The sequence below is a fragment of the Microbacterium istanbulense genome (genome assembly GCF_037204145.1).
GTDB classification, from domain to species: domain Bacteria; phylum Actinomycetota; class Actinomycetes; order Actinomycetales; family Microbacteriaceae; genus Microbacterium; species Microbacterium istanbulense.
Genome location: NZ_JBBDGN010000005.1, coordinates 127,501 through 152,313, shown reverse-complemented (window position 1 = coordinate 152,313; position 24,813 = coordinate 127,501). Strand labels below are relative to the sequence as shown.

Genomic DNA, 24,813 nt, shown 5'->3' with positions numbered 1-24,813 from the left:
TCCGGCCCATGATCGGACTGGTCATCAATCCTGTCGCCGGCGTCGGCGGGCCCGCGGGCCTGGCCGGCTCCGACGGGGCGGACGTGCAGCGGCTTGCGGTGGCGCGCGGCGCACATGCCCGCGCGCAAGAGCGGGCGGGAGACGCGCTGCGGGTGCTGGCATCCCGGCATCCCGGCATCACGATCGTGACCGCCGCCGGGGCTATGGGGGCCGATGCCGTCCGTGCGTCTGGCCTCGTACCCGCGGTCGTGTACACGCCCGCCGGGGGAGACGCCGGAACGACAGATGCCGGTGACACATCCCGTGCTGCCGCGGCGGTCTGCTCAGCCGGCGCCGACCTGGTGCTCGTGGTCGGCGGCGACGGCACATTGCGTGACGTCTCCGCCGGTCTGGCTGAGGGCGCGCGAACGCCTGCCGCGCTCGGAGTGCCGGCCGGGGTGAAGATGTACTCGCCGGTGTTCGCGGTCAGTCCTGCCGCCGCCGGTGCGATCGCCGCGGACTGGGTCGACGGAGGTGGGCTCCCGGTGGCCGAGCGCGAGGTGCTCGATATCGACGAGGCGGCAATGCGCCACGCCCGTGTTGAGCCACAGCTGTACGCGCTGCTGCCGGTTCCGTTGCGCCCTGACCGGACACAGGCGCGCAAGTCGCCTACTCCGGCGAGTGAGGCGGCGGCGGTCGTCGCGGCCGCTCGCGGGGTCATCGCGCTCATGCGCCCCGGCATCCGCTACCTCCTCGGACCCGGCGGGACCACTGCCGAGATCGCGCGTCAGCTCGGTGTCGACGGTTCGCCGCTCGGCGTCGATGTCGTGCTTGACGGCGAGTTGCGCGTGCGCGGGGCGAGCGAGCAGCAGCTTCTGGCCGAGATCGGCTTGGGGCCCGCGCGGGCGGTCGTCACCGTGATCGGCGGCCAGGGTTTTCTGCTCGGCCGAGGGAACCAACAACTCTCGGCGGCGGTGCTTCGCATCCTTGGCCGCGACCCTTTGCTCGTTGTGGCGCCGGAGCAGAAGCTCCTCGACCTGCGCGGCCGTCCGTTGTTGGTCGACACCGGCGACGCTGAACTCGACGCCACCCTCGCCGGACATGTGCGCGTCATCACCGGTGTGGGCACCAGCAGCCTTTACGCGGTCTCGACCGCGGAACCCCTCCCTGTCTGAACCCGAAAGGAAGACCTATGCGACTCAAGAACAAGAAGGCCATCGTCACCGGAGGTGCCGGCGGCATCGGGCGTGCGACTTCGCTCGCGCTCGCCGCGGAGGGCGCTGCCGTCGCCGTCGTCGACCTCAATGCGGAGGCTGCCGAGGCGGTCGCCGAGGAGATCCGGTCGGCCGGAGGCACGGCCGTCGCGATCGCTGCCGACGTCTCCAGTGAGGCCGACATTGAACGCGTCGTCGCTACCGCACAGGCCGAGTTCGGCGGCGTGGACGTCGTCTTCAACAATGCGGGCATCATCCGCCGCACGACTGCGGTCGAGACGACGGTCGAGGAGTGGGATCGCGTCTTCGGCGTCAACGTCAGGGCGATCTTCCTGATGTGCAAGCACGTCGTGCCGATCATGGAAGCGGCGGGCGGCGGGTCGATCATCAACACCGGGTCTGGCTGGGGCCTCAAGGGCGGCGGTCAGGCGATTTCGTACTGTGCCTCCAAGGGCGCCGTGGTGAACATGACCAGGGCCCTCGCGATTGACCATGGCCCCGCCGGCATCCGCGTCAACTCGGTCAACCCCGGCGATGTGAACACCGGGATGCTGAGCGACGAGGCCCGGCAGCTCGGGCAGGACCAGGCATCGTTCCTCGCCGAGGCGGCTGACCGGCCGCTGCGGCGGATGGGGCAGCCTGGCGAGGTGGCTCAGGCGGTGGTGTGGCTCGCGAGCGACGACTCCTCGTACGTGACGGGCGCCGCGCTGGTGGTCGACGGCGGTGGCATCGCCTAGGCAGCCACCTCGCGTAAAATCGGGACAATGACCGATGCCCCCGCCGCAGACGTCGCGGGCGGCATCGACCCCGACGATCTCGCCACGACCCTGCGCGTGCTCGCCGAGCTGCACACGATCGACAACGAGCATCCCGACTTCGTCGCCGTCCGCCACGCGACCGCCGCGATGTTCAAGGCCGTCAAGCGGGTGCGCCGCAAAGAGATCCGCGACGCGATCGCCGAGGCCGACAAGGCCGTCGTGGCCGCCACCGCGACCGGCGCCGCCGATCGCATCGACGACGAGACGCGGGGCGTTGACCTCACCTCCAGCGTCGTCGACGCCCCGATCGCCGGCGAGTACATCAAGCCCCGCAACTGCTACATCTGCAAGCAGCCGTACACGATCGTCGACGCGTTCTACCACCAGCTCTGTCCCGACTGCGCTCGGTTCAGCCACGGCAAGCGCACCGCGCGCACCGACCTCACCGGACGTCGCGCGCTGCTCACCGGTGGCCGGGCGAAGATCGGCATGCACATCGCCCTGCGCCTGCTGCGCGACGGCGCGCATCTGACGATCACGACCCGCTTCCCGCGTGACGCCGTGCGCCGGTTCTCGGCTCTGCCCGACGCCGCCGACTGGCTGCACCGGCTCCGTGTGGTCGGCATCGACCTGCGTGACCCGGCACAGGTGATCGGCCTGGCCGACTCCGTCGCAGCCCAGGGCCCCCTCGACATCCTCATCAACAACGCGGCGCAGACCGTGCGGCGCTCGCCCGGTGCGTACTCGCTGCTGGCGGACGCCGAACTGCAGCCGCTGCCCGACGGGCCCCTCCCCGAGATGGAGACCTTCGGGCACACCGCCGACCCGCATCCGCAGGCGCTGCAGGCTTCGGTCGACGCACACCCGCTGCTGTCGGTCGCTGCCCTCGGCGGCACCGTGGCCGAGCAGGGCGGGCAGGCGCTTACCGCCGAAGACCTCGCCCGCTTGGCGATGGCGCCCGGGTCATCGTCGCTTGAGAAGCACGCCGACGGCACTGCGATCGACGCGGGTGGGCTCGTGCCCGACGTGAACCGCGTGAACAGCTGGGTGCAGTCGGTCGACCAGGTCGACCCGCTCGAGATGCTCGAGGTGCAGCTGGCCAACACGACCGCGCCGTTCCTGCTGATCAGCCGGCTGCGCGCCTCGATGGCCGCCTCCGACGCGCGCCGCAAGTACGTCGTCAACGTCTCGGCGATGGAGGGTCAGTTCTCGCGCCGGTACAAGGGTCCGGGGCATCCGCACACCAACATGGCCAAGGCGGCCCTGAACATGCTCACCCGTACCAGCGCGGGCGAGATGTTCGAGACCGACGGCATCTTGATGACCGCGGTCGACACCGGCTGGATCACCGACGAACGTCCGCACTACACGAAGGTGCGCCTGGCCGAGGAGGGCTTCCACGCCCCGCTCGACCTCGTCGACGGCGCCGCACGCGTATACGACCCGATCGTGCGTGGCGAGGCGGGCGAAGACATCCGCGGCGTCTTCCTGAAGGACTACGAACCCAGCCCCTGGTGACACACGTGTCGGCGGCGTCCGACACAATGGGAGGGCAGACGCGGTGACAGGCACTGCGTGGGGGAGGGAACCATGGGGGTTCTGCAGGCTGTCACGCCCGTGCCGACGGCAGGTCCGTTCGACTGGGTGCCGGCGGTACTCGTGCTCGTCGGACTGATCGTGCTCATCGTCGGACTGGCGATCTTCAGCAAGCGCCGCAAGAAGGCGGATGCCGAGAACGCCGAGATCGTGGCGCTCACCCGCCATCACACCCCGCACTGGACCGGCGACTACCGCACCTTCCGCGCCGAGCCGCGCCACTGGGGGCTCGGCGTCGCCGCGCCGTTCGCGCTCTGCGCCGGGGAAGACTGGGACCGCCTGCGTCACAACGACGTCGAGGCCGTGCGTGAGGGTATCGCCGAGGCCTGGGGCATCCAGGGGCGGCTGACGATGCTGCGCACGCTGTATGACCTGCTCGTCGCCGGACACCGCGAGCAGTACCGGCTCGATGTCGAGCGCTGGAGCGCTCTGGATGACGCGGACGCGGCGGCGTACGAGAAGCTGCTGCGAGGCTATGCCCGCGATGACGTCTCGTCGGCCGAGGTGCTCTGGCGGTTCCGTCGTGTGCGGGCGAACGATCGGGGCATCCGTGAGGCCGACTTCCTCGCATGGGACTTCGTGCGCGCGGCCATGCTCGCGCGCGCCGGCGCGACCGCCGGCTACCTCTCGGATGCCGAGGCCGAGGACTTCCACGTGATGATCGCCGACGACCTGCGCCGGCACTACTCGTCGTGGGGGGAGCTGGGCGAATCGTTCCTGCTCGGCCGCTGGTTCTGGAACGCCCAGGGTGGCGAGGGCGAACGCTCCACCGACCTGCACGATCGCAACCGGCAGCAGGTGCTGCTCGGCGTCGACGGGCCGTGGCGTGCGGTGCCGTGGGATCTGCGGCTGCCCGCGTCGCGGATGCTGTTCGCCGATGCGCTCGCCGAAGACGCGGCCGTCTTCCACCTGGAGGGCGTCGCGGAGGCACCGCGACCGTGGGCGGCACGTCTGAAGCAAGAGGTCGCCCGTCGGACTCCGCCGCCGGCCGACACCGCAGGCACATGACCTACACGCTCCTGATCGTCATCACCGGACTGGCCATCGCGGCCGGTCTGGTGATTTGGCTGGTCATCTGGCGCTGGCGGCGCGTCGATCCCGATCGCGGCGGCGAGGGCTACACGCCGATCGCTGGCGTGGTCGTGCCGCCGTACCGCGGCGAGGACCGCATCGGGGTGGATGCCGAAGATGCGTGGCTGTTGGGCTTCGCCGCCCCGCACGCCGTGCGCCCCGGCCTCGATGATCGCGCCTGGGACCTCGGCCGTTCGGCCGACCCGGGCGGGTTCGGCATCATCGACGGGCTCGTGGCGGCGGCCGGAGTGACCAGCTCGCGGTGGGCCGAGCGAGAGCGGGCGGCATCCGAGGCGATCACGCGTACCTACACTCCGGCCGAACGTGCCTGGGCGGTGAGCGAGTACGCCTGGCTGCAGCGCCTCGCCGTCGCCGGGGGCGTGCAGAGCGCGGATGCGGCGCGGCAGGCGACGAAGGCTGCCACCGCACACCTGGACAGCACGGTGACCGACTGGCTGCGGTTCGGCGACCTCATCGACGAGGCGCTCGCGCGCCGGCCGTCGGCCGAGGTCACTCCGCCGCGGATGCTGTACCGGCCCGGTGCGCCCTGGGCGCAGCCGGGCTGGCCGATGCGGCGCTGAGTCGAGCCCGGCGCCGCATCCGCGAACTCATCCGAGCAGATTCCGCGGGCGTCGACCGTGCTCCCGACCTGAGCGGGCTCAGAGCCGCGAGAACGCGGTGACCGCGACGACGGCTTCGCCGGTTTCGTCGCTGGCATCCAGGTCGACGGTCGCGGTGATCCGCCAGTCGTGGTCGCCGGCCGGGTCGTCGATGATCTGCTGCGCCGTCCACGAACGGCCCGACTCGTCGAGGATGAGCAATGCTGTGCTGCGGGCATCCGCACCGGTGAGGATCTCGGCGTGCTCGTCGAAGTACGCGTCCAGCGCAGCGCCCCACCCGTCGAAGTCGGGGTCGAGCGCCTCGAGGGCGTCGAGGTCGTCGCGGGCCGCCAACTGCACGCGGCGGAACAGCTCGTTGCGCACGAGGATGCGGAACGCGCGGGTGTTCGTGGTGAGCCGCTTCGGCGCTGGCGGAACGATGTCGCCCTGCGTCCCGCTGCCGTCCGGTTCCTGAGCGACACCCGGCGAAGCCGGATCGAGACGGAGGGCCTCCCACTCGTCGAGCAGTGAGGAGTCGACCTGGCGCACAAGCTCTCCGAGCCACTCGATGAGATCGCGCAGCTCTTCGGTCTTCAGATGCTCGGGGATCGTCTGCGAGGCCGCGCGATAGGCATCCGACAGGTAGCGCAGCACGACACCTTCGGAGCGGGCGATCTTGTAGAAGGCGACATATTCCCCGAACGACATGGCGCGCTCGTACATGTCGCGCACGACGGATTTCGGATGCAGCTCGAAGTCGCGGATCCACGGCTGCGCGGCGCTGTACGTCTCGAAGGCGGCGGTGAGCAGCTCCTCCAGCGGTTTCGGATAGGTGATCTGCTCGAGCAGCTCCATGCGCTCGTCGTACTCGATGCCCTCTCGCTTCATGGCCGCGACCGCTTCACCGCGGGCGACGAACTCCTGCTGGCTGAGGACGGCGCGGGGGTCATCGAGTGTCGACTCGACGATGGAGATCATGTCGAGCGCGAAGCCGGGATCGGTGGGTTCGAGCAGTTCGAAGGCCGCGAGGGCGAACGGCGACAGCGGCTGGTTGAGCGCGAAGTTGGGCTGCAGGTCGACCGTGAGTCGGATGGTCGGTGGGGACGGGACCTGCTCCACGACGCCGGATTCGCGCAGGGTGCGGTAGATGCCGAGGGCGCGTAGCGCCAGCATCCGCTGCTTCTGCCGCGACTCGTGGTTGTCGTATACCAGCGCGCGTACATTGCCGAAGACGTCGCCGCCGCGGGCGATGACGTTCAGCATCATGGCGCTGGTGATCTGCATGTGCGAGGTGAGGGTCTCGGGCTCCGCGTCGATGAGCTTGCGGAACGACGGCTCCCCCCACGACACGAAACCATCCGGCGCCTTCTTGCGGATGATCTTGCGCTTCTTCTTCGGGTCATCGCCCGCCTTGCGGATCGCCGCAAGGTTCTCGGTCTCGTGCTCCGGCGCCTGCGCCACGACCGTGCCGGCGGTGTCATAACCGGCGCGACCCGCACGCCCGGCGATCTGGTGGAACTCCCGCGCGTTCAACTGCCGCATCCGGCTGCCGTCGAACTTCGTCAGCGCCGTGAGCAGCACCGTGCGGATGGGCACATTGATGCCGACCCCGAGGGTGTCGGTGCCGCAGATGACGCGGAGCAGGCCGCGCTGGGCGAGCTGCTCGACCAGACGCCGGTACTTCGGCAGCATCCCGGCGTGATGCACGCCGATGCCGAGCCGCAGCAAGCGCGAAAGGGTCTTGCCGAAGCTGGTGGTGAATCGGAATCCGCCGATGAGCTCGGCGATGGCATCCCGTTGCTCGCGCGTGGCGACCTTCGCACTCGCCAGCGCCTGCGCGCGCTCCATCGCGGCGGCCTGCGAGAAGTGCACGATGTAGATCGGTGCCTGACCCGTCGAGAGCAGCTCGTCGATGGTCTCGTGGATCGGCGTGGTCTCGTAGTAGAAGTGCAGCGGCACCGGCCGTTCCACACCCGTCACGACCGCGGTCTCGCGGCCCGTGCGCCGGGTGAGATCGGCGGCCAGCTCGGTGACGTCGCCCAGCGTGGCAGACATGAGGATGAACTGCGCCTGCGGCAGTTCCAGCAGCGGCACCTGCCACGCCCACCCGCGGTCGGGGTCGCCGTAGAAGTGGAACTCGTCCATCACGACCTGGCCGACCTCGGCCGACTCCCCCTGCCGCAGGGCAAGATTGGCGAGGATCTCGGCCGTGCAGCAGATGATCGGAGCGTCGGCGTTCACCGACGAGTCGCCCGTGATCATGCCGACGTTGGCCGCTCCGAACACGTCGACCAGAGCGAAGAACTTCTCGCTGACCAGGGCCTTGATGGGCGCCGTGTAGTACGTGCGCCGCCCGTCGGCGAGCGCGGAGAAGTGCGCGCCGATCGCCACCAGTGACTTCCCGGTGCCGGTGGGGGTGGAGAGGATGAGGTTGTTGCCCGAGACGATCTCGATGACTGCTTCGTCCTGTGCGGGATAGAGCTGGATGCCCGTCGACTCCGCCCACTCGACGAACGCCGCGTAGACGGCATCCGGTTCTGCGCCACGGACGAGAGCCGCATCGAGAGAGGTCATCCTCCGATCCTTTCATTCGAACCCTTGCGCTGGCGTCGACCCTGAGCGTATGTTCTACCTAACTAATGATCGTTAGGTAAGACATGACCCGCGCCCGTATCCTCGCCGAAGCCCGTACGGTCTTCGCGCGCCAGGGGTATGCCCAGGCCAGTCTTCGCGAGATCGCCGAGGCTGTCGGAATCAAGACGCCTTCGCTGTACGCGCACGTCCCCAGCAAGGCGGCGCTGTACGAGGCGGTCTACGCAGAGGTCGCCGCAGAGCACACCGCGTTCTTCGACGAGCTCGCGCGCACCAGCGCCCACCTGCACCCACTTCCTCGGTTGCACCGTCTGCTCAGCGGCATCGGTGCCTACTACCGGGATCGTCCCGACGAGCATGCGTTCAGCTTGCGCGCCGCGGCCGACGAGTACGGGCCGGATGGGCTGCCCCTGCGCCAGATCTTCCTCGACTCCGAGTCCACGCTGGCCGCCGCCGTGCGGCAGGCCTACGACGAAGGCGTCGCGTCCGGTGACTTCACCGCGGGAGACGCGGACGGCTTCATCGCGCTGGTGCTGGTCATCATGGACGGCCTCTTCCTACAGCTCGCGCACTACAGCCCCGAGCTGTACGCGCAGCGGTTCGACCAGGCCTGGGGTCACCTCTCCCGCATCCTCACCTCCTGAACCCGCCCTGGCGGGTCCCCTCCGCGCCTCGGCGCGCCTCTGCGAAGGACACCGCATGACTACCACTGACTACGAGCACGGCGTCGTGCCCCAAGACCAGCGCCGGAGCTGGCTCTCGATCGCGTTCGTCTGGATCGCCATCGGCATCGACCTCTCTGGTGCCTTCCTCGGCGTCGCCCTCGCCGCGGGCATGGACTTCGGTCCCGCACTGGCCGCGACCGGACTCGGCTCTCTGCTGCTCGGCCTGCTCGCCATGGCCTGCGCCTACGTCGGCGCATCCACCGGACTTTCCACCGCGATGATCTCGCGCGCCGTGTTCGGGCGCATCGGAGGGGCCGTGCTCGCGCTTGCGATCACCATCAGCATGGTGGGCTGGTTCGCCGTGCAGGCCGGCTTCTTCGGGCAGAATGCGCAGATCGCGTTCACCGAGTTCACCGGCGTCGAGGTGCCCGTGCAGATCTTCACCGGCATCGGCGGCGTGCTCATGGCGGTCACCGCGTTCTGGGGTTACCGCTCGATCAACCGTCTGAGCTCGCTCGCCGTCCCGCTGCTGCTCGTGCTGCTCATCGTCGGGGTGGTCGTCGCCTTCTCCACCCGCGGCAGCGCCGGTCTCGCGACGCCGGTTGAGACGACCATCGGCTTCGGAGCCGCCGTCTCGCTGGTGATGGGCATCTTCATCCTCGGTGTCGTGATGGCCCCGGACATGGCCCGGTGGGCGCGCACACCGAAGCAGGCCATGGCAGCCGGCTTCGTCGGCTTCTTCTTCGGCAACTCGATCATCCTCGTCGTCGCAATCGTGCTGGCCCGCATCATGAACGAAACCGAGCTGATGACGATCTTCTTCGCCCTCGGGCTCGGCGGCGTCGCAGTGATCGTGCTCATCCTGGCTCAATGGACGACCAACACGAGCAATCTGTACTCGGCCGGCCTCTCCTTCTCATCGATCAGCCCGCGGCTGAACCGTCGCTCGGTCACACTCGTGCTGGGAGTGATCGGAATCGTCGTCGGCGTCATCGGGGCCGCCGATTACTTCGTGCCGTTCATCCTGCTCATCGGCACGGTGATCGCACCCTACGGTGGCGTGTACCTGGCGTCCTTCTTCACCGGCCGCCGCACCGCTCGCTGGCAGCACGGCGCGGAGGTGCCGACGGTTGACCTGCCGTCGATCATCGCCTGGGCGGCCGGCATCCTCGTCGCCCTCGCCACGACCGATCCCGCCGCCGGGCCGGGCTTCGGCTGGTTCACCCTCACCACGATCTCGGCTCTGGACGGCCTCATCGTCGCCTTCGTGGTCCAGCTCGCGCTGCTGCCCCTGCGGCGTCGCGACGGCGATGACGCCGTGGTTCCTGCCGGCGATCGCGAGCAGAGCGCATGACCGCGGTGATCACCGAGGCCGACATCGATGAGATCGCCCTCGGCGCCGCCGTGCTCGGAACCGGTGGTGGCGGCGACCCGCACGTCGGTGCACTCGTCGCGAAGCGGATGATCCGCGTGCACGGGCCCGTCCCGCGGATCACCGTAGACCAGCTCTCCGATGACGACTTCGTCGTCCCGATTGGCGGTATCGGCGCGCCGTCGGTGAGCGTGGAACGCATCATCGCCGAGTCGGAACTGCTCGCGGCGCTCGACGCCATCGAACGCGGCACGGGGCGCCGCCCGACGGCGATCATGCCGATCGAGGTCGGTGGAGGTAACTCCATGATCCCGATCGCCGCAGCCGCGGTCGCCGGGCTCCCGGTGGTCGACGGTGACGCGATGGGCCGCGCCTTCCCGGAGGCGCAGATGGTCACCTTCCACCTTGCCGGCTACGGGCCGGGCACCACTGTGCTCGTCGACCACCATGGCAACGAGGTCATCAGCCGACCGGTCGACGGTGGATGGTCTGAGCGTCTTGCTCGTGCGGTGACGGTCGAGATGGGTGGCGGGGCGACGATGATCGACTACGCCTACGGCGGCAGCGTCGCGCGCGAGTGCGTGATTCCGGACACGCTCACGCTGGCCCAGCGCATCGGCGCCATCCTGCGCGGACGGGATGCCTGTGGGCGAGAGCTCCGCGACGACGAGCGCATCGATGCTCTGTGCGACGACCTCGGGGCTTTCCGTCTCTTCGACGGCAAGGTACGCGACCTGCAGCGTGCGGTCGACGGCGGGTTCACGCGTGGCACTGCCGAACTGGATGGCGTCGGCGCCGACCGTGGCAGCACGTTCCGTCTGGACTTCCAGAACGAGATGCTGTTGGCCCGCCGAGACGGGGAGGTCGCTGCGGTGACACCCGACCTCATCGCCGTACTCGACCTGGCCACCGGGATGCCGATCACCACGGATGCCGTCCGCTACGGCGCGCGCGTCGCGGTGATCGCGATCCCCTGCAACGAGAAATGGCGCACGCCGGCGGGGCTGCACACTGCCGGTCCCGCTCACTTCGGCTACGACGTCGAATGGACACCCGTGGAAGAACTCGCGCATCAGCGGAAGGGAGCCAGGTGATGGCTGGATACCGCATCGGCATCGACGTGGGAGGCACGAACACCGACGCCGTGATCCTGGACGAGAACCTCGAGGTCGTGGCATCCGTCAAGCGCCCGACGACGGCCGACACCGGCGACGGCGTCGCCGACGCGATCGACGCGGTGCTCGCCGCCTCGGGCGTCGATCCGACCCTGGTCGCGCACGCCATGCTCGGCACGACGCACTGCACGAACGCCATCGTCGAACGGCGCGGACTCGGACGCGTCGGCATCCTGCGCCTGGGTGCGCCCGCCACCACCGCCGTTCCACCGCTGGAGGGCTGGCCGGTTGATCTGCGTGCGGCCATCGGCGACCACGCTTTCGTACTCGATGGTGGCTTCGAGGTTGACGGACGCGTGCTGCGCGACGTCGACGACGACGCCGTCCGCGCGGCCTGCGACGTCATGCGCGACGAGGTGGATGCAGTCGCCGTGGTCGGTGTGTTCTCGCCGATCGACGAGTCCCAGGAAGAGCACGTCGCCGCCATCGTCGCGGAGGAACTCGGCGTGCCCGTCTCACGCTCGGCGCGTATCGGCTCGCTCGGCCTGCTCGAACGCGAGAACGCCACCGTGCTCAATGCGGCGCTCATGCAGACCCTGCGCCAGATGGCGAGCGGCTTCGTCGCGGCGTTGCGCGATCGTGGCATCCCGGCGACCCCCTACTTCGGGCAGAACGACGGCACCCTGATGCAGCTCGATTATGCACTGGAGTTCCCGGTGCTCACGATCGGATGCGGACCCACCAACTCCATTCGCGGCGCCGCGCACCTGTCCGGGGCGACCGACGCGCTCGTCGTCGACATCGGCGGCACCACCACCGACGTCGGCGTGCTCGTCGACGGGTTCCCGCGCCAGTCTGCACATGCCGTGGAGATCGGCGGCATCCGCACGAACTTCCGGATGCCGGACGTGCTGTCGGTCGGTCTCGGCGGCGGCACCATCGTGCGCGCGGCCGGCGAGGTGCTCGGCCCCGACAGCGTCGGCTACCGGCTGCCGCAGGAGGCCATCGCCTTTGGCGGCGACACCCTCACGGCGACGGATATCGCGCTCGCCGCGGGCGCGGCCGTCATCGAGGGGGTCTCTGCGCCTGCGGTCGATGCCACCGTCGTCGAGACGGCGTGGGCCGGCATGCGCGAGACGCTGGAAGACACCGTCGACCGCATGAAGCCGAGCGCGGCGGCGGTACCGGTCATCCTCGTCGGGGGCGGCGGCATCATCGCGCCCGACACGCTCGATGGTGTCAGCGAGCTCATCCGTCCCGATCACTTCGGCGCAGCTAACGCGGTTGGCGCGGCGCTCGGGGATGTGGCCGGCCAGGTCGAGCGGATCTACCGGGTCGAAGGTACCGAAGAAGGACGACGGGCGGCCCGTGCGGACGCCTCGGAGGAGGCGATCGAGCGCGCGCGACGCGCCGGAGCTGCACCGTCGACCATCGAGGTGGTCGCCATCGAAGAGCTGCCCGCCGCCTATTCCGACGGGCAGCAGGTGCTCATTCGTGCTCGCGCGGTGGGTCGCCTGGCCGACTGATTCCGCCTCGTCGGATGAGACGCGCTGGCCGGTGCACTCGCATCGGGCCGCTGAACGTGGCATCGTGGTCGGGGGGGAAAGTCGGGGGACGCAACCTTGGGTCTATGTGGCGTACGCGCCACAGAGGAGGATGCGTGAACCGGTTTTTCCAACGCACCGTCGGGCTGGCGGTGATCGTCATCGTGCTGCTCGCCGCCGGGTTGCTCTGGTGGGGCATCGCCGTCACCGATCCGCCCGCGCTATGGGAACCGGTGCATGTCACGCTCGCCGGGTTCTGGGACGTGCTCTACAACGCAGAGCTGCCCAACCTCGGCGTACTCGCCACCGCGCTCGGCATCGCCCTGCTGCTGGTGCTCTTCGTCGTCGTCAGCGAACGTGTCGTCGCCTCGCGCTACCGTCGCGCGGGCCTTGAAGCCGGAAAGCTCACCCTCGCACCGCGCGCGGTGATGGCCCGAACGCGCGGCGTCTTTGCAGGCGAGGTCACCGTCACCGTGCTCATCCCCGCGCACAACGAGCAGGCATCGCTGCCGTTCACCCTGCAGTCGCTGAAGAAGCAGACCACGCCGCCCACCCGGGTGCTCGTCGTCGCCGACAACTGCACCGACGACACCGTCGCCGTCGCCCGCGCACACGGCGCCGACGTGTTCGAGAGCGTCGACAACGTGCACAAGAAGGGCGGCGCGCTGAACCAGGCGCTCACCGACCTGCTGCCCACGCTCGGCGATAACGACTGCGTCATGGTGATGGATGCCGACAGCCAGATCGGCGACGAGTTCATCGAGGCCGCATCGCGGCGCTTCACGAACGACCGCGCCCTGATGGCCGTCGGCGGCCTGTTCGAGGGGGAAGACGGGCACGGGCTGCTCGGTCAGTTCCAGCGCAACGAGTACATCCGCTACCAGCGTGAGATCCGCCGCCGCGACGGGCGGGTGTTCGTGCTCACCGGCACGGCATCCATCTTCCGTTCCGCGGCGCTGCGCGCGATCGCCGACGCCCGCGGCAGCTCGCTGCCCGGCACGCATGGCGAGGTCTACGACACGGCGGCCCTCACCGAAGACAACGAACTCACGATCGCGATCAAGTCGCTCGGTGGGCTCACAATCTCTCCGTTCGAATGCACGGTCGTCACCGAGCTGATGCCCACCTGGCGGATGCTGTGGGCGCAGCGCCTGCGCTGGCAGCGCGGCGCGCTGGAGAATCTCGGCGCGTACGGGGTGACCCCCCAGACCATGCGGTACTGGGCCCAGCAGATCAGCATCGGCTATGGGGTGTTGGCGCTGTTCAGCTACTTCGCTCTGATCCTGCTCATGATCTTCGCGATGGACACCTGGGTGTGGTTCCCGTTCTGGCTCGGCGTCGGCCTCCTCTTCGCGGTCGAACGCACGGTGACCGCGTGGAAGGGCGGCTGGCGTGCCAGAGCCGTGGCCGTGCTCGTCTTCCCCGAACTCGTCTACGACTGCTTCCTCAACCTCGCCTTCCTCAAGGGCGTATTCGAGATCGCCTTCGGGCGCCGCGCGACCTGGAAGCACGTCGAGCACACCGCGAACCAGAGCGAGGTGCGCGTATGAACGCATTGCCGACGGGCATCCTGCTGCCCGAGTCGCTGCTGTACACCGACTGGTTCGGTGTGCTCGCGACCTTCGTCGCCATCAACACGGTGATCTACGTGGTGCTCGGCATGATCAAGCTGCTGCCCAAGCTGCGGATGCCGCAGTACCGCGGCGCCAGCAGGCGGTCAGAGACCCGGAGCATCCACCCCGCTGCTCCGGTGTAGCTCACGCAGCATCGCGGGCACCTCCGCGGCCGGGGTGGGCATGCCGATATGGAAACCCTGACCAAGATCGGCGCCCAGCGAACGGGCGAGGTCGACATGCTCGGCCTCGGCGATGCCCTCGACGAGCACGCGTGCGCCGATGGCGCGTGCGGCGACGAGCAGGTCTTCCAGCTGCGCGCGCGCCTGGGTGTCGGAGGTGACCTTCCAGAACAGGGCGCGGTCGATCTTGACCACGTCGGGGCGCAGTTCGCTGATGCGCGGCACGTCGGCGTTCGCGGCCCCCGCGTCATCGACGAGCAGCTGACCGCCCAGCGCTGTCACCCGCTCCCGCACGACCGTGAGGTTGACAGGGGTCGCAGCCTCGAACAGTTCCAGGCCCCAGGGGCGTGCCATGGTCGCGAGCATCACCGGCAGTCGCGGCTCAAGGATCGTCGTTCCCGAGGCGTTGAGGGTGATGAACAGCCCCTCAGGCAGTTGAGGCGCCGACGCGATAGCCAACTCGATGAGCGTGAGCTCGAGTTCTTCGCGTCGTCCGTCACGTTCTGCGCGCGCGAACGCCTCCAGCGGCGACGCCACACCCTCGAATCGTGCCAGCGCCTCGAAGCCCACGACCGCCCACTCGTGCAGATCGACGAGCGGCTGAAAGACGACGCGTGCGGGCAGGCCCCAGTCGGGGGCATCGGCGCTGAAGGTCACGGTTCAGTGTAAGACACTGCCGCGCTCGAGCCACGAGAAATTAGGCAGTAAAACGACATCTTGCCTGGAAAACGAATACTCTCGAAGGTAGCCGCGTTCACGACCCTGGGAGGATGACATGGTCGTACAGAACATCCGAGCAGCGGATGCCGAAGAGCTTCGGTGGCTCGGCGCGGGCTGGCTCACTCGTCTGCGCGAGCGCACGTCGACGTACTCCATCGTCACGGCCTCGCTCACGCTGCTGTTCTCTGTGCTCGGCGTGCTCGAACTGTTCGAAGACGACATCTCGCTGCTCGAAGTCCTCATCTCGATCGGCATCTTCCTCGCGGGGCTGACCGTCACGGTGCTCGTCGTGTTCTTCGGCGTTGAGTTGCCGACGTGGCTCGGCCTCGTGCTCGTCATCCTGCATTCCGTTGTGAACACCTACTATCTGGCGTTCTCCGACGAACGACAGAACGCCGTCGCCGCCCTGCAGGAACTGCCGCTGATGGCGATGTACTTCTCGTGGTTCTACGGCGCTCGCATCGCCCGCATGGGTGAGCTGGTCATCCTCATCGTCATGGGCGCCGCGGTGCTTTACGGCCCCTTCGCCGGCGCCACGCCAGAGGGCATCCGCCCGCTGTTCGGGCCGGCCAACCTCATCGGCGCAGCCCTGTTCACCTGGATGTGCCTGGAGGCGGGACTCTTCGTGCGCCACCGCATCCGGGTCGAATCGCACACCGACGATCTCACCGGCGCGCTGAACCGTCGCGGGTTCGTCGTGCGGGCCGACATGGAGCTGCGCCGTGCCGAGCGGTACGACCGGCCACTGACGATCGCCGTGCTCGACCTCGACAAGTTCAAAGAGGTCAACGACGAGTCCGGTCACGCCGCAGGCGATGACGTGCTGAAGTCCGTGAGCGCGCAGTGGATGTCGCTCTCCCGTCCGACCGATCTGGTCGGGCGCCTGGGCGGCGACGAGTTCGCGATGCTGCTGCCCGAGACCGACGCCGAGTCGGCGCGGGCCATGCTGCGCCGGATGCGGGTGCACGCGCGGCACCCGTGGTCGTGGGGCGTGGCGCAGGTGGCGCCGGGCGAGAGCGTGGAGGATGTCCTGGCCCGCGCCGATCAGGCGATGTACGACGACAAGCGCCGCTGAGGCGGCATCCGCCTCACTCCGCCTCGACGAGCTGACCGCGGATGCGGCGCAGGTCTTCGAGCAGCGATCCGATGAGGATCCAGTGATCGGATGCCGGTGGCTGCACCACCAGCGGGGCGGTCAGCGCCGGGATCGCCGAGGTGAGCGCCTCGGCTTCGGGGGCGACCTCGGCCAGCTGCACGAGCAGGCGCACATCGTGACCGGCGCGGCGCAACTGCTCGGAGATCGCCGGCACGGTCGGCTCATCGGCGATCGCGTCGTCGTAGTGGTCGAAGTAGGCGCGGGTCATCCCGATCACCTGTGTGACGACGGGCGAGAGGCGGTCGAGCAGCTGTCGCATCTCGGCGAGTTCGTCGCGGTGGCGTGAGCGGCGCGGGTTGAGCGTGAGGGATTCCTCACCGGCGATGACGGATGCCTCGGCGGCATCCCGCATCGGACGCAACAGCCGGGCCGTGAGCAACAGCTCGTGCAGCGCGGCGGCGGACTGACGTTGCGGCAGGGCCCCGGCGAGGCGATCGAGGGATGCGGCGAGCTCGGCACCTAGCATCCCGATGTCGCGGCGAGCCGGCTCGACGAGGACGGGCGGCACGATCACCGCGTTCACGACGATCCCGATGGCGACGCCGATGAGAGTCTCGACGATCCGGGCGAGGGCGTATTCCGGGCTCGACGAGCCCAGCGCCAGCACGAGCATCGCCGAGATCGCGACCTGGTTGCCCGTGCCGGGGGTGGCGCGGAAGACCCAGGCGACGACCATCGCCACGACGATCGCGACCAGCACGATCCACCCGGGTGAGCCGAGCAGCAGTCCGAGGATCAGTGCGATCACGACACCGGCGATCACGCCGATGCTGCGTTCGAGGGCCTTCGAGAGCGACTGGTTGATGCTCGGCTGCACGACGAGCAGGGCCGCGATGGCGGCGAACACGGGCAGCTGGCCCGGCACGATCCATCCGGCGAGCAGCCAGGCGGCGATCGTGGCCGCCGCCGACTTCACGACCTGCAGCAGAGGCGCGCGTTTGGCCGCACGGATCGATGCAGGAATGCGCATGGTTCCCACGGTAGACCCCCTGCCCGCCGGGCCCCGCCGCGTTGCCCGCCGCGTTGCCCGCCGCTCGGGAGGAGATCACAGGCACGGGAGGTGGATGCTGCTCTCAGGCTCCTCCCCACGCAGAGATCTCCTCCCGACGCCCAGCGGAGGGGCCCGAGGAGGGGCCTCAGGCGGTCGCGGCGCGCAGCGCGATCTCGACCATGTCGCGGAAGGTCTGCTCGCGCTCCTGCGCGGTGGTCTCTTCGTGGGTGACGAGGTGATCCGAGACGGTGCAGATCGCGAGCGCCCGGCGGCCGTGGAAGGCGGCGAGCGTGTACAGGCCGGCGGCCTCCATCTCGACGGCGAGGGCGCCGTGCTGCACGAACGGCTCGGTGAGCTCGGGGCGGGTGCTATAAAACTGGTCGCTCGAGAACAGCAGGCCCACATGCACGGCCGAGTCGAGCTCGACGGTCTCGGATGCCTCGACGGCGGCGCGCAGCAGGGAGAAGTCGGCGACCGGGGCGTAGTCGAGGCCGTGGAATCGCACCCGGTTGATGCCCGAGTCGGTGCAGGCGCCGTTCGCGATGATGATGTCGCGCATGCCGACCTTCTCGGTCAGTGCCCCGCAAGAGCCCACGCGCACGATGGTCTGCACGTCGTAGTCGGAGAACAGCTCGGTGGCGTAGATCGCCATCGACGGCTGGCCCATGCCCGAGCCCTGCACCGAGACGCGGTGGCCGTTCCAGGTGCCCGTGAAGCCGAGCATCCCGCGCACCTCGCTGTAACAGACGGCGTCCTCGAGGAACGTCTCGGCGATCCACTTCGCCCGCAGCGGGTCGCCCGGGAACAGGACGATGGGGGCGATCTCTCCGGGGGCTGCAGCGATGTGGGTGCTCATGCGATCAGGCTATCGGCGTGCGCGGGGAGTCTGCCGGTGGCGTCGGCGCCCCGTGGTTCGATGAGGGAATGGATGCCGACGCCGACGCTCTTCGCGAGCAGTCCCGTGCCCTGTGGGCGACTGTGGCGTGTTTCGTGCTCGGTGCGCTGGCGGGTGCGGCCGTGCTGTGGGGGAATCCTCGTCCCTTCGCGGGCGGCGGGTCGGTCATCCTGCCGGCCGCGCTCATCGCGGGCGTCATCACTGGTGCCGCTTTCGTCGTGAGCACGCTGGTGCACCGGGCCGGTGAGACCGAGGGGATGCCGCCGTGGCAGGCACTCATCTCGAATCTCAGCACCGTGGCGGTCACGATCGCGCTCGGAGGGGTTGCTGGGCTGGGGGTGCTGCTGGCTGGCGAGGTGCTGGCATCCGGTCTGCAAGGGCTGGAGCTCTCGGCGATCGGAGGCGGTGCCCTGACGGGTGTGGCCTCGGCGATCGGGGGCCGACTGGCGTTCCGGATGGGCATCGACCTGAGCACCCGGAGCCTCGCCGGGCTGTTGTTCTCCTTTCTCGTGATCGGCACGCTGTTCGCGATGATCACCGCCGGCGATCCGACCTGGTGGGAGCGCAACTTCTCCCAGCTCGGCATCGGCGACGGGTCGTGGGCGTTCAACGGCACGCTCATCGTCGCCGGGGTGCTCGTCGCGACCGTCGGCTCGTATATCGGGCGCGACCTGCACCGGATGCGGGGTGATTCCGCGCTGCGTCGGATCGGCACGATCGTGATCGTGTGGGCGCTGGCGGGGGCTGCGCTCACTGCCGTGGGGTTGTTCCCGGTGCACACGATGCGCGTGCCGCACCTCATCGCCGCCTTCGCCGCACTGGTGCTCATGCTCGTCGCGGCGGTCATCACCGCGCGCGCCCTACCGGCGGGGCCGCGCACCCTGCGGGTGGCGACAGGGGGACTGGTGGTGCTGGTCGCGGTGGCCGTGGTGCTGACGTTCGGGTTCCGGATGCTGAGCGTGACCGTGCTCGAGGGCATCGTGATCGTCCTGGTGCTGTTGTGGCTGTCGACGTTCGTGCAGTTCCTCGCCGTGCTCGCCCCCGCCACGCCTCGCGTCTCCGCCCGCCCCACCCTCCTGCACCCCTGACCCCGCCAGCCCCCTGCCCCTGCCCGGTTTGGGGCGTGCCTGCCCCTGCCGGCCGGCGTGCCTGCCCCTGCCGGGCCGGCGTGCCTGCCCTGCCGGGTTTGGGGCGTGTTTTCGACTTTGGGGCGGCGCCTGGGCGCCCCGAACGCGAGAATCCGCCCCAAACCGGGCGGGTGTGTGCCCACACGTCGCGTCGTGCTGTGCGCCCGGCCCCCGGGGCATCCCCTTCCTCCGGGGCTTGGGGCGCGTTCTTGACTTTGGGGCGGCGCCTGGGCGCCCCAAACGCGAGAATCCGCCCCAAACCCAGCAAGCCGTGTCCAAATCTGGCAAGACGTGCCGAACCCGGCATGGGAATCGGGGGGTCAGGACTCGCGGCGGCGGACGATCTCGGCGATCCAGGCGGGGGCGAAGGGGGAGGTGCATCCGGGGGCGACCGGGTAGTCGGCGAGCACCTGCAGACGGTCACCGATCGCGACGGCGCGCTCGCGCAGCGCCGGATGATGGATGCCGATGTTCGCCAGCGTCTCGTTCATCGCCCACTGCTCGCGAGACGGAGCATCCGCCAACTCCGCCTCGATGCGGTCGAGCAGGCCGTCAAGATCCAGACCGTCCGGCTTCTTCGCCACCCGGTCAGTCGTCAGCGACCACGCGGCGGCCCGCGCGTCGGCATCCGTGTCGTCGAACCAGCGCACGCGCATCTGCTCGGCCAGCGGCGACTTGCGCGCGATGTAGTTCACGAACCAGTCGTGCGCCTTCGCGCTGCGGGTGGTGCGCAGCATCCGGTCCAACTCCTCGGCATCCGGCACGCGCGGCTTGAGCATCAGCAACGCCACCAGCTGACCGGCCACATCGTCGCTCGCCCACAGCTCGCGGGCGAGCTCCGCATCCGAACCCGCGGCCTTCGCGACTGCCCGCAGCTTCGTCAGGTTCACGCCGTGCGCATCGCCGTGGCGTTCGTTCACGGCCCGGGCCTTCGGGTCTTCGAGGGCGGCCAGTTCATCGAGCACGTGCTGGGCGGCATCCGTCATCCCGCCAGAGTACGACGCGCCCGGTCCCCAGCCGCATCTGGCGCCGGCCAGGCGCACACTGGGAGGATCGAAGGCGACCGGATGCGGTGACCGCCATCGCAGGAGGGGACGACGATGTCTGACCAGATCTTCTTGTACGGCGCGTTGGGGCTGTACTTCGCGGGCATGCTGCTCATCGGCTACCTCGCGTTCAGGCGCACCACCGACCACGAGGACTACATGCTCGGCGGACGCAACCTGCCGCCGTGGGTCGCCGCCATCAGCGCCGGCGCCTCCGACATGTCGGGCTGGCTGGTGATGGGTCTGCCCGGCGCCATCTACGTCTCCGGCCTCATCGAGGCATGGATCGCGATCGGTCTCACCATCGGCGCCTACCTGAACTGGCTGCTTGTCGCGCCGCGTCTGCGCGCCTACACCGAGGTCTCGCGCAACTCCATCACGGTGCCGAGCTTCCTCGAGAACCGCCTGCGCGACACCACCCGCCTGCTGCGCATCCTCTCGGGTGTGGTCATCCTCGTCTTCTTCACCCTCTACATCTCGGCCGGCATGGTCGCCGGCGGTGTCTTCTTCGAGAGCTCGTTCAACGGCGATTACCTGTGGGGCATGCTGCTCGTCGCGATCGTCACGCTGTCGTACACGCTGTTCGGCGGATTCCTCGGCGCCTCGCTCACCGATGTCGCACAGGGCCTGATGATGGTCATCGCCCTGATCGCCGTCCCCGTGATCGCGGTCTTCTCGATCGGTGGCATCGACCGCACCGCCGAACTCATCGCCGAGAACGCCGGCGCCGGCCACCTCTCGATGTTCGGCGGCGACGTCGTCACCGGTGCGACGATCCTCGCGATCGTCTCGTCGCTGGCGTGGGGCCTGGGCTACTTCGGTCAGCCGCACATTATCGTGCGCTTCATGGCGCTGCGCTCGCCGCAGGAGGCCAAGAGCGCCCGCCGCATCGGCATCTCGTGGATGATCGTCTCGCTCGTCGGCGCGATCGTGTCGGGTCTGGTCGGCATCGCGTACATCGCGTCCAAGGGCATCGACCTGACCGACCCCGAGACGGTCGTGCTGCTGATGTCGCAGACGCTGCTGCATCCCTTCGTCGCCGGTCTCGTGCTCGCCGCCGTCATCGCCCGCCATCATGAGCACGATCTCCAGCCAGCTGATCGTCTGCTCCTCGGCGCTCGTCGAAGACCTCTACGCCGTGTTCCGCAAGACCGCCCCCGAGCCCAAGCGCCTCGTGCTGCTCGGCCGCGGCGCGGTGCTGCTCGTCGCGATCATCGCGATGGTGCTCGCGATCACCCCCAACGGCACCATCCTCGAACTCGTGTCGTTCGCGTGGGCCGGCTTCGGCGCGGCCTTCGGTCCGATCATCCTGCTCAGCCTGTACTGGCGGCGCCTCACCAACTGGGGCGCGCTGGCCGGCATGTTCGTCGGAGCGGCGACCGTCTTCATCTGGCCGCTGTTCAACACGGGCCTCTACGAGCTGCTGCCCGGCTTCGTGCTCGGCATGCTCGCCGCGGTCATCGTGAGTGCCGCCACCTACCGGCACAACGACGAGATCCAGAAGGAATTCACCGACACCGGCGTCATGGTCACGCTGCCGCGGCCGCACGCGGTCGGCGACACCCCCTGAGTTCGCGCGCGCGGTGCGGTCGCTGAACACGGCGGCCGCACCACGTGCGTCCGGTGCGGGGTGCGTCAGGCGCGAGGCGGGGCGGTGGATGCCCGAATCACGAGTTCCGGATGCACATCAGGCACCGCGCCGACGGCATCCTTCCCCTCGATCCGAGCGATCAGCCGCAGCGCGGCGGCGCGCCCCATCGCCTCGAACGGCTGCCGCACGGTGGTCAGTGCGGGGGAGGCGTAGGCAGCCAGCGCGATGTCGTCGACGCTGACCACCGAGACGTCCTCCGGCACGCTGCGGCCGGCCTCGTGCAGGGCGCGGATGAGACCGAAGGCCATTTCGTCGCTGGAGGCGAAGACGGCGGTGGCCGACGGGATCTCGGCAATGGTGCGCCCGGCGCGGTAGCCCGATTCGGGGGTCCAGTCGCCGGGGATCACCGGCGGTGGGGTGATGCCGCGCTCGCGCAGCGCCTCTTCCCACGCCTCCCGGCGCTGATCGGACTCGAGCCAGAACGTGTCGCCCGCCACGTGCCACACGGTCGTGTGCCCGAGGTCGAGCAGGTGGTCGACGGCGAGTCGGGCGATGGCGCGCTGGTCGACGGCGTGCGGGGCATCCGGATCCATCGAGGTCCGCTCGCTGCGGGTCGACGGGGTGCGTTCGGTGCGTGTGCGCATGGCTGGGCTGTCGAGTTCGACAGGGACGCCGAGCACGATGCCCTCCGCGCCCTGCCGTTCGAGACGGTCGAAGGCGTCGAGGAACGCCTCGCTCGAGGCGTGGTCGGGCACCGCCGCGGTCGTCACGGTGTAGCCGTTGGCGGCGGCGGCCTGTTCGATGCCGACGCCCAGCGCGGCTGACGAGTACCGGTCGGTGGAGACGATGATGACCCCGAGGATGCGGCTGCGCCCTGAGGCGAGGGATGCCGCGGCGGCGTGCACCCGGTAGCCGAGTTCGTCGACGGCGGCGAGCACCCGGCGTGCCGTCTCGGGGCGCACGCTCTGCGGCTGGCCGGACATGACGCGCGAGACGGTCTGGGCCGACACCCCCGCCAGCCGGGCGACGTCGATCTGGCTCGGGGCGCGCTCCTGGGAGTGGCGACGTGGCGACATGGTGATCATGTTAGCGATCAGACGTCGACATTCCGGTGCCGACAATCGGCAGAACTGCAGTAATGTGAGCGCAAACAATTCTGTCAGGGAGAGCCATGTCCACGTCCGCATCCCCTCGTCTCACCTGGCGCGACGGCGCGCTCGAGCGCGATGGCCGCCCGCACCGCATCCTTTCCGGCGCCGTGCACTACTTCCGCGTGCATCCCGACCACTGGGAGGACCGCCTGCGCCGGCTCGCCGCCATGGGCGCCAACACGGTGGACACCTACATCGCTTGGAACTTCCACGAGCGCACCGAGGGCGCATACGATTTCACCGGATGGCGCGACGTCGAGCGCTTCATCCGCATCGCCGGCGAGGTCGGTCTCGACGTGTTCGTGCGGCCGAGTCCGTATATCTGTGCCGAGTGGTCGAACGGGGGCATCCCGTTCTGGCTCAGCGGGCGCACGCGCGCCCTGCGCACCAGTGACCCGGTCTTCCTCGCCGCGGTCGACGCCTGGTACGACCAGCTCATCCCGCGCCTGGCCGCCCTGCAGGCCGCGAACGGCGGGCCCATCTGCCTGATCCAGGTCGAGAACGAGTACGGATCCTTCGGCAGCGACGCCGCCTACCTCACCCACCTGCGCGACGGACTGCGTGCACGCGGGCTGACCGAGCTGCTCACCACCGCCGATGGGATCACCGCCGACATGGTCGAGCACGGCAGCGTCGCCGGCGCGATGGGCACCTTCACCTTCGGCACGGGCGTGCCGGCCGCCGTCGCCCTGCGCCGCGGCGACGAGGCCCTCATGTGCAGTGAACTGTGGGGTGGATGGTTCGACCACTGGGGCGAGAAGCATCACGTGCGCTCGGCCGCGAGCATGATCGGCACGGTAGACGAACTGCTCGCCGCCGGCGGCTCGGTCAGCGTCTACATGGCGCATGGCGGCACGAACTTCGGCTTCTGGAACGGCGCGAACCACGACCAGGTGCTGCAACCGACGATCACCGGCTACGACTCGGATGCCCCGATCGGCGAGGACGGCACCGTCAACGAGAAGTTCCACGCGCTGCGTCGCGCGTTCGCGCCGTTCCATGCCGGTCCGCTGCCGGAGGTGCCGGCCGATCCGATGTTCCTGCCTGCGGCATCCGCCCCGCTCGTCGCATCGGTGGGGTTGCGCGAGCTCGTCGAGCGGATGCCGGTGGGCGCGACCTCACCGGTGCCGCTGACCTTCGAAGAGCTCGGTGCAGAGGATGGGCTCGTCGCCTACCAGGCGGCCGTGTCGTTCCCCGCAGACGCGATGCTGGGTATCCGTGGGCTGCGGGATCGGGCGACGGTGTTCCTCGACGACGTCCGGCTGGGCACGCTGGAGCACGACGGCGCGCATGAGCTCGCGCTGCCCGCCGAGGGTGGAGCGGGGACGCTCACGATCGTCGTCGAGAGTCTCGGGCGAATCAACTACGGCCCGCTGACGGGCGAGGCCAAGGGGATTCTGCAGGGCGTCACGATCGGGCGCCGCTACGTGCACGGGTGGACTCACCGGATCTTCGGGGATGCTGCGCCGGCGGCATCCGACACCTTGACCTCGCACGTGACCTCGCACGCAGACGGATCCGCCTCGGCCGTGTTCGAGATCGACGAACCGGCGGATGCCTGGCTCGCCTTCCCCGGCGGCGCCAAGGGCATGGTGTGGCTGAACGGCTTTCTGCTCGGGCGGTACTGGGAGCGTGGACCGCAGGTGACGCTGTATGCGCCGGGGTCGTTGTGGCGCTCCGGACGCAACGAGATCGTCGTGCTGGACACGGACCGTCTGGGTACTGCAGTAGAGATCCGTCAGGCTCCGGAGTTCGGTGAGGTCGAGGAGTTCATCGGCTCGTAGCGGGTGCCGCACGGCGAACCTCCTCCTGGGTGAGTGATCACCGAGGGGGAGG

Annotated in this window: 20 protein-coding genes and 1 pseudogene; 15 read left to right on the top strand and 6 right to left on the bottom strand. The window is 69.3% G+C overall.

Features of this window, described 5'->3' with window-relative positions; genetic code table 11:
- The first annotated feature begins 8 nt into the window (after positions 1–8).
- The 5 genes from WDU93_RS07250 (at position 9) to WDU93_RS07230 (ending at position 5,199) form a co-directional block, all read left to right on the top strand.
- Complete coding sequence (locus tag WDU93_RS07250; RefSeq protein ID WP_337319065.1) at positions 9–1,154, top strand: ATP-NAD kinase family protein; 1,146 nt, start codon at positions 9–11, stop codon at positions 1,152–1,154.
- Between the two features lie 17 nt (positions 1,155–1,171).
- Positions 1,172–1,930: an SDR family NAD(P)-dependent oxidoreductase gene (locus WDU93_RS07245; RefSeq protein WP_337319063.1), complete on the top strand. Its 759-nt coding sequence runs from the start codon at positions 1,172–1,174 to the stop codon at positions 1,928–1,930.
- Between the two features lie 27 nt (positions 1,931–1,957).
- Complete coding sequence (locus WDU93_RS07240; RefSeq protein WP_337319061.1) at positions 1,958–3,469, top strand: SDR family NAD(P)-dependent oxidoreductase; 1,512 nt, start codon at positions 1,958–1,960, stop codon at positions 3,467–3,469.
- A gap of 72 nt (positions 3,470–3,541) precedes the next feature.
- Positions 3,542–4,555, top strand: a complete 1,014-nt coding sequence (locus tag WDU93_RS07235; RefSeq protein WP_337319059.1) for a DUF1266 domain-containing protein — start codon at positions 3,542–3,544, stop codon at positions 4,553–4,555.
- Positions 4,552–5,199 carry a hypothetical protein gene (locus WDU93_RS07230; RefSeq protein WP_337319057.1) on the top strand — a complete coding sequence of 216 codons (648 nt, stop codon included), beginning with the start codon at positions 4,552–4,554 and terminating at the stop codon, positions 5,197–5,199. Before WDU93_RS07235 ends, WDU93_RS07230 begins: the two co-directional genes overlap by 4 nt.
- A gap of 78 nt (positions 5,200–5,277) precedes the next feature.
- On the opposite strand, the gene WDU93_RS07225 is transcribed toward WDU93_RS07230, so the two are convergent.
- Complete coding sequence (locus WDU93_RS07225) at positions 5,278–7,791, bottom strand: DEAD/DEAH box helicase (RefSeq protein WP_337319056.1); 2,514 nt, start codon at positions 7,789–7,791, stop codon at positions 5,278–5,280.
- 83 nt (positions 7,792–7,874) lie between these two features.
- On the opposite strand from WDU93_RS07225, the gene WDU93_RS07220 reads away from it, so the two are divergent.
- From WDU93_RS07220 to WDU93_RS07195, 6 genes are all read left to right on the top strand, one after another.
- Positions 7,875–8,453, top strand: coding sequence for a TetR/AcrR family transcriptional regulator (locus tag WDU93_RS07220; protein ID WP_337319054.1), 579 nt, complete (start codon positions 7,875–7,877; stop codon positions 8,451–8,453).
- 55 nt (positions 8,454–8,508) lie between these two features.
- On the top strand, positions 8,509–9,828 hold the full coding sequence (locus tag WDU93_RS07215; RefSeq protein WP_337319052.1) for a cytosine permease: 1,320 nt from the start codon (positions 8,509–8,511) through the stop codon (positions 9,826–9,828).
- Positions 9,825–10,940 carry a DUF917 domain-containing protein gene (locus tag WDU93_RS07210; RefSeq protein WP_337319050.1) on the top strand — a complete coding sequence of 372 codons (1,116 nt, stop codon included), beginning with the start codon at positions 9,825–9,827 and terminating at the stop codon, positions 10,938–10,940. Before WDU93_RS07215 ends, WDU93_RS07210 begins: the two co-directional genes overlap by 4 nt.
- The gene (locus WDU93_RS07205) at positions 10,940–12,487 is read left to right on the top strand and encodes a hydantoinase/oxoprolinase family protein (RefSeq protein WP_337319048.1); all 1,548 of its coding nucleotides are present in this window, start codon (positions 10,940–10,942) and stop codon (positions 12,485–12,487) included. The genes WDU93_RS07210 and WDU93_RS07205 overlap by 1 nt, the downstream gene beginning before the upstream one ends.
- A 134-nt stretch (positions 12,488–12,621) precedes the next feature.
- Positions 12,622–14,055 carry a glycosyltransferase family 2 protein gene (locus tag WDU93_RS07200; protein ID WP_337319046.1) on the top strand — a complete coding sequence of 478 codons (1,434 nt, stop codon included), beginning with the start codon at positions 12,622–12,624 and terminating at the stop codon, positions 14,053–14,055.
- Complete coding sequence (locus WDU93_RS07195; RefSeq protein WP_337319044.1) at positions 14,052–14,261, top strand: hypothetical protein; 210 nt, start codon at positions 14,052–14,054, stop codon at positions 14,259–14,261. Before WDU93_RS07200 ends, WDU93_RS07195 begins: the two co-directional genes overlap by 4 nt.
- Here WDU93_RS07195 and WDU93_RS07190 read toward each other — a convergent pair.
- Positions 14,223–14,957 (bottom strand): EAL domain-containing protein, encoded by a 735-nt coding sequence (locus WDU93_RS07190; protein ID WP_337319042.1) that lies wholly within the window; start codon positions 14,955–14,957, stop codon positions 14,223–14,225. The genes WDU93_RS07195 and WDU93_RS07190 overlap by 39 nt on opposite strands.
- Positions 14,958–15,075: 118 nt before the next feature.
- Here WDU93_RS07190 and WDU93_RS07185 point away from each other — a divergent pair, with 118 nt between their 5' ends.
- The gene (locus WDU93_RS07185; protein WP_337319040.1) at positions 15,076–16,095 is read left to right on the top strand and encodes a GGDEF domain-containing protein; all 1,020 of its coding nucleotides are present in this window, start codon (positions 15,076–15,078) and stop codon (positions 16,093–16,095) included.
- 13 nt (positions 16,096–16,108) lie between these two features.
- On the opposite strand, the gene WDU93_RS07180 is transcribed toward WDU93_RS07185, so the two are convergent.
- Positions 16,109–17,146 (bottom strand): FUSC family protein, encoded by a 1,038-nt coding sequence (locus WDU93_RS07180; protein WP_337319038.1) that lies wholly within the window; start codon positions 17,144–17,146, stop codon positions 16,109–16,111.
- Between the two features lie 166 nt (positions 17,147–17,312).
- Positions 17,313–18,023, bottom strand: coding sequence for a purine-nucleoside phosphorylase (gene deoD / locus WDU93_RS07175; RefSeq protein WP_337319036.1), 711 nt, complete (start codon positions 18,021–18,023; stop codon positions 17,313–17,315).
- A gap of 17 nt (positions 18,024–18,040) precedes the next feature.
- Here deoD and WDU93_RS07170 point away from each other — a divergent pair, with 17 nt between their 5' ends.
- Complete coding sequence (locus WDU93_RS07170) at positions 18,041–19,150, top strand: DUF998 domain-containing protein (RefSeq protein WP_337319034.1); 1,110 nt, start codon at positions 18,041–18,043, stop codon at positions 19,148–19,150.
- A gap of 359 nt (positions 19,151–19,509) precedes the next feature.
- Here the strand turns inward: WDU93_RS07170 and WDU93_RS07165 are convergent, their stop codons facing one another.
- Complete coding sequence (locus WDU93_RS07165) at positions 19,510–20,175, bottom strand: DNA alkylation repair protein (protein ID WP_337319032.1); 666 nt, start codon at positions 20,173–20,175, stop codon at positions 19,510–19,512.
- Between the two features lie 114 nt (positions 20,176–20,289).
- On the opposite strand from WDU93_RS07165, the pseudogene putP reads away from it, so the two are divergent.
- Positions 20,290–21,805 (top strand): annotated as a pseudogene (putP, locus tag WDU93_RS07160) (sodium/proline symporter PutP).
- 65 nt (positions 21,806–21,870) lie between these two features.
- Here putP and WDU93_RS07155 read toward each other — a convergent pair.
- On the bottom strand, positions 21,871–22,902 hold the full coding sequence (locus WDU93_RS07155; RefSeq protein WP_337319029.1) for a LacI family DNA-binding transcriptional regulator: 1,032 nt from the start codon (positions 22,900–22,902) through the stop codon (positions 21,871–21,873).
- A gap of 95 nt (positions 22,903–22,997) precedes the next feature.
- Here WDU93_RS07155 and WDU93_RS07150 point away from each other — a divergent pair, with 95 nt between their 5' ends.
- Positions 22,998–24,761 carry a glycoside hydrolase family 35 protein gene (locus WDU93_RS07150; RefSeq protein ID WP_337319027.1) on the top strand — a complete coding sequence of 588 codons (1,764 nt, stop codon included), beginning with the start codon at positions 22,998–23,000 and terminating at the stop codon, positions 24,759–24,761.
- Positions 24,762–24,813: the final 52 nt, after the last annotated feature.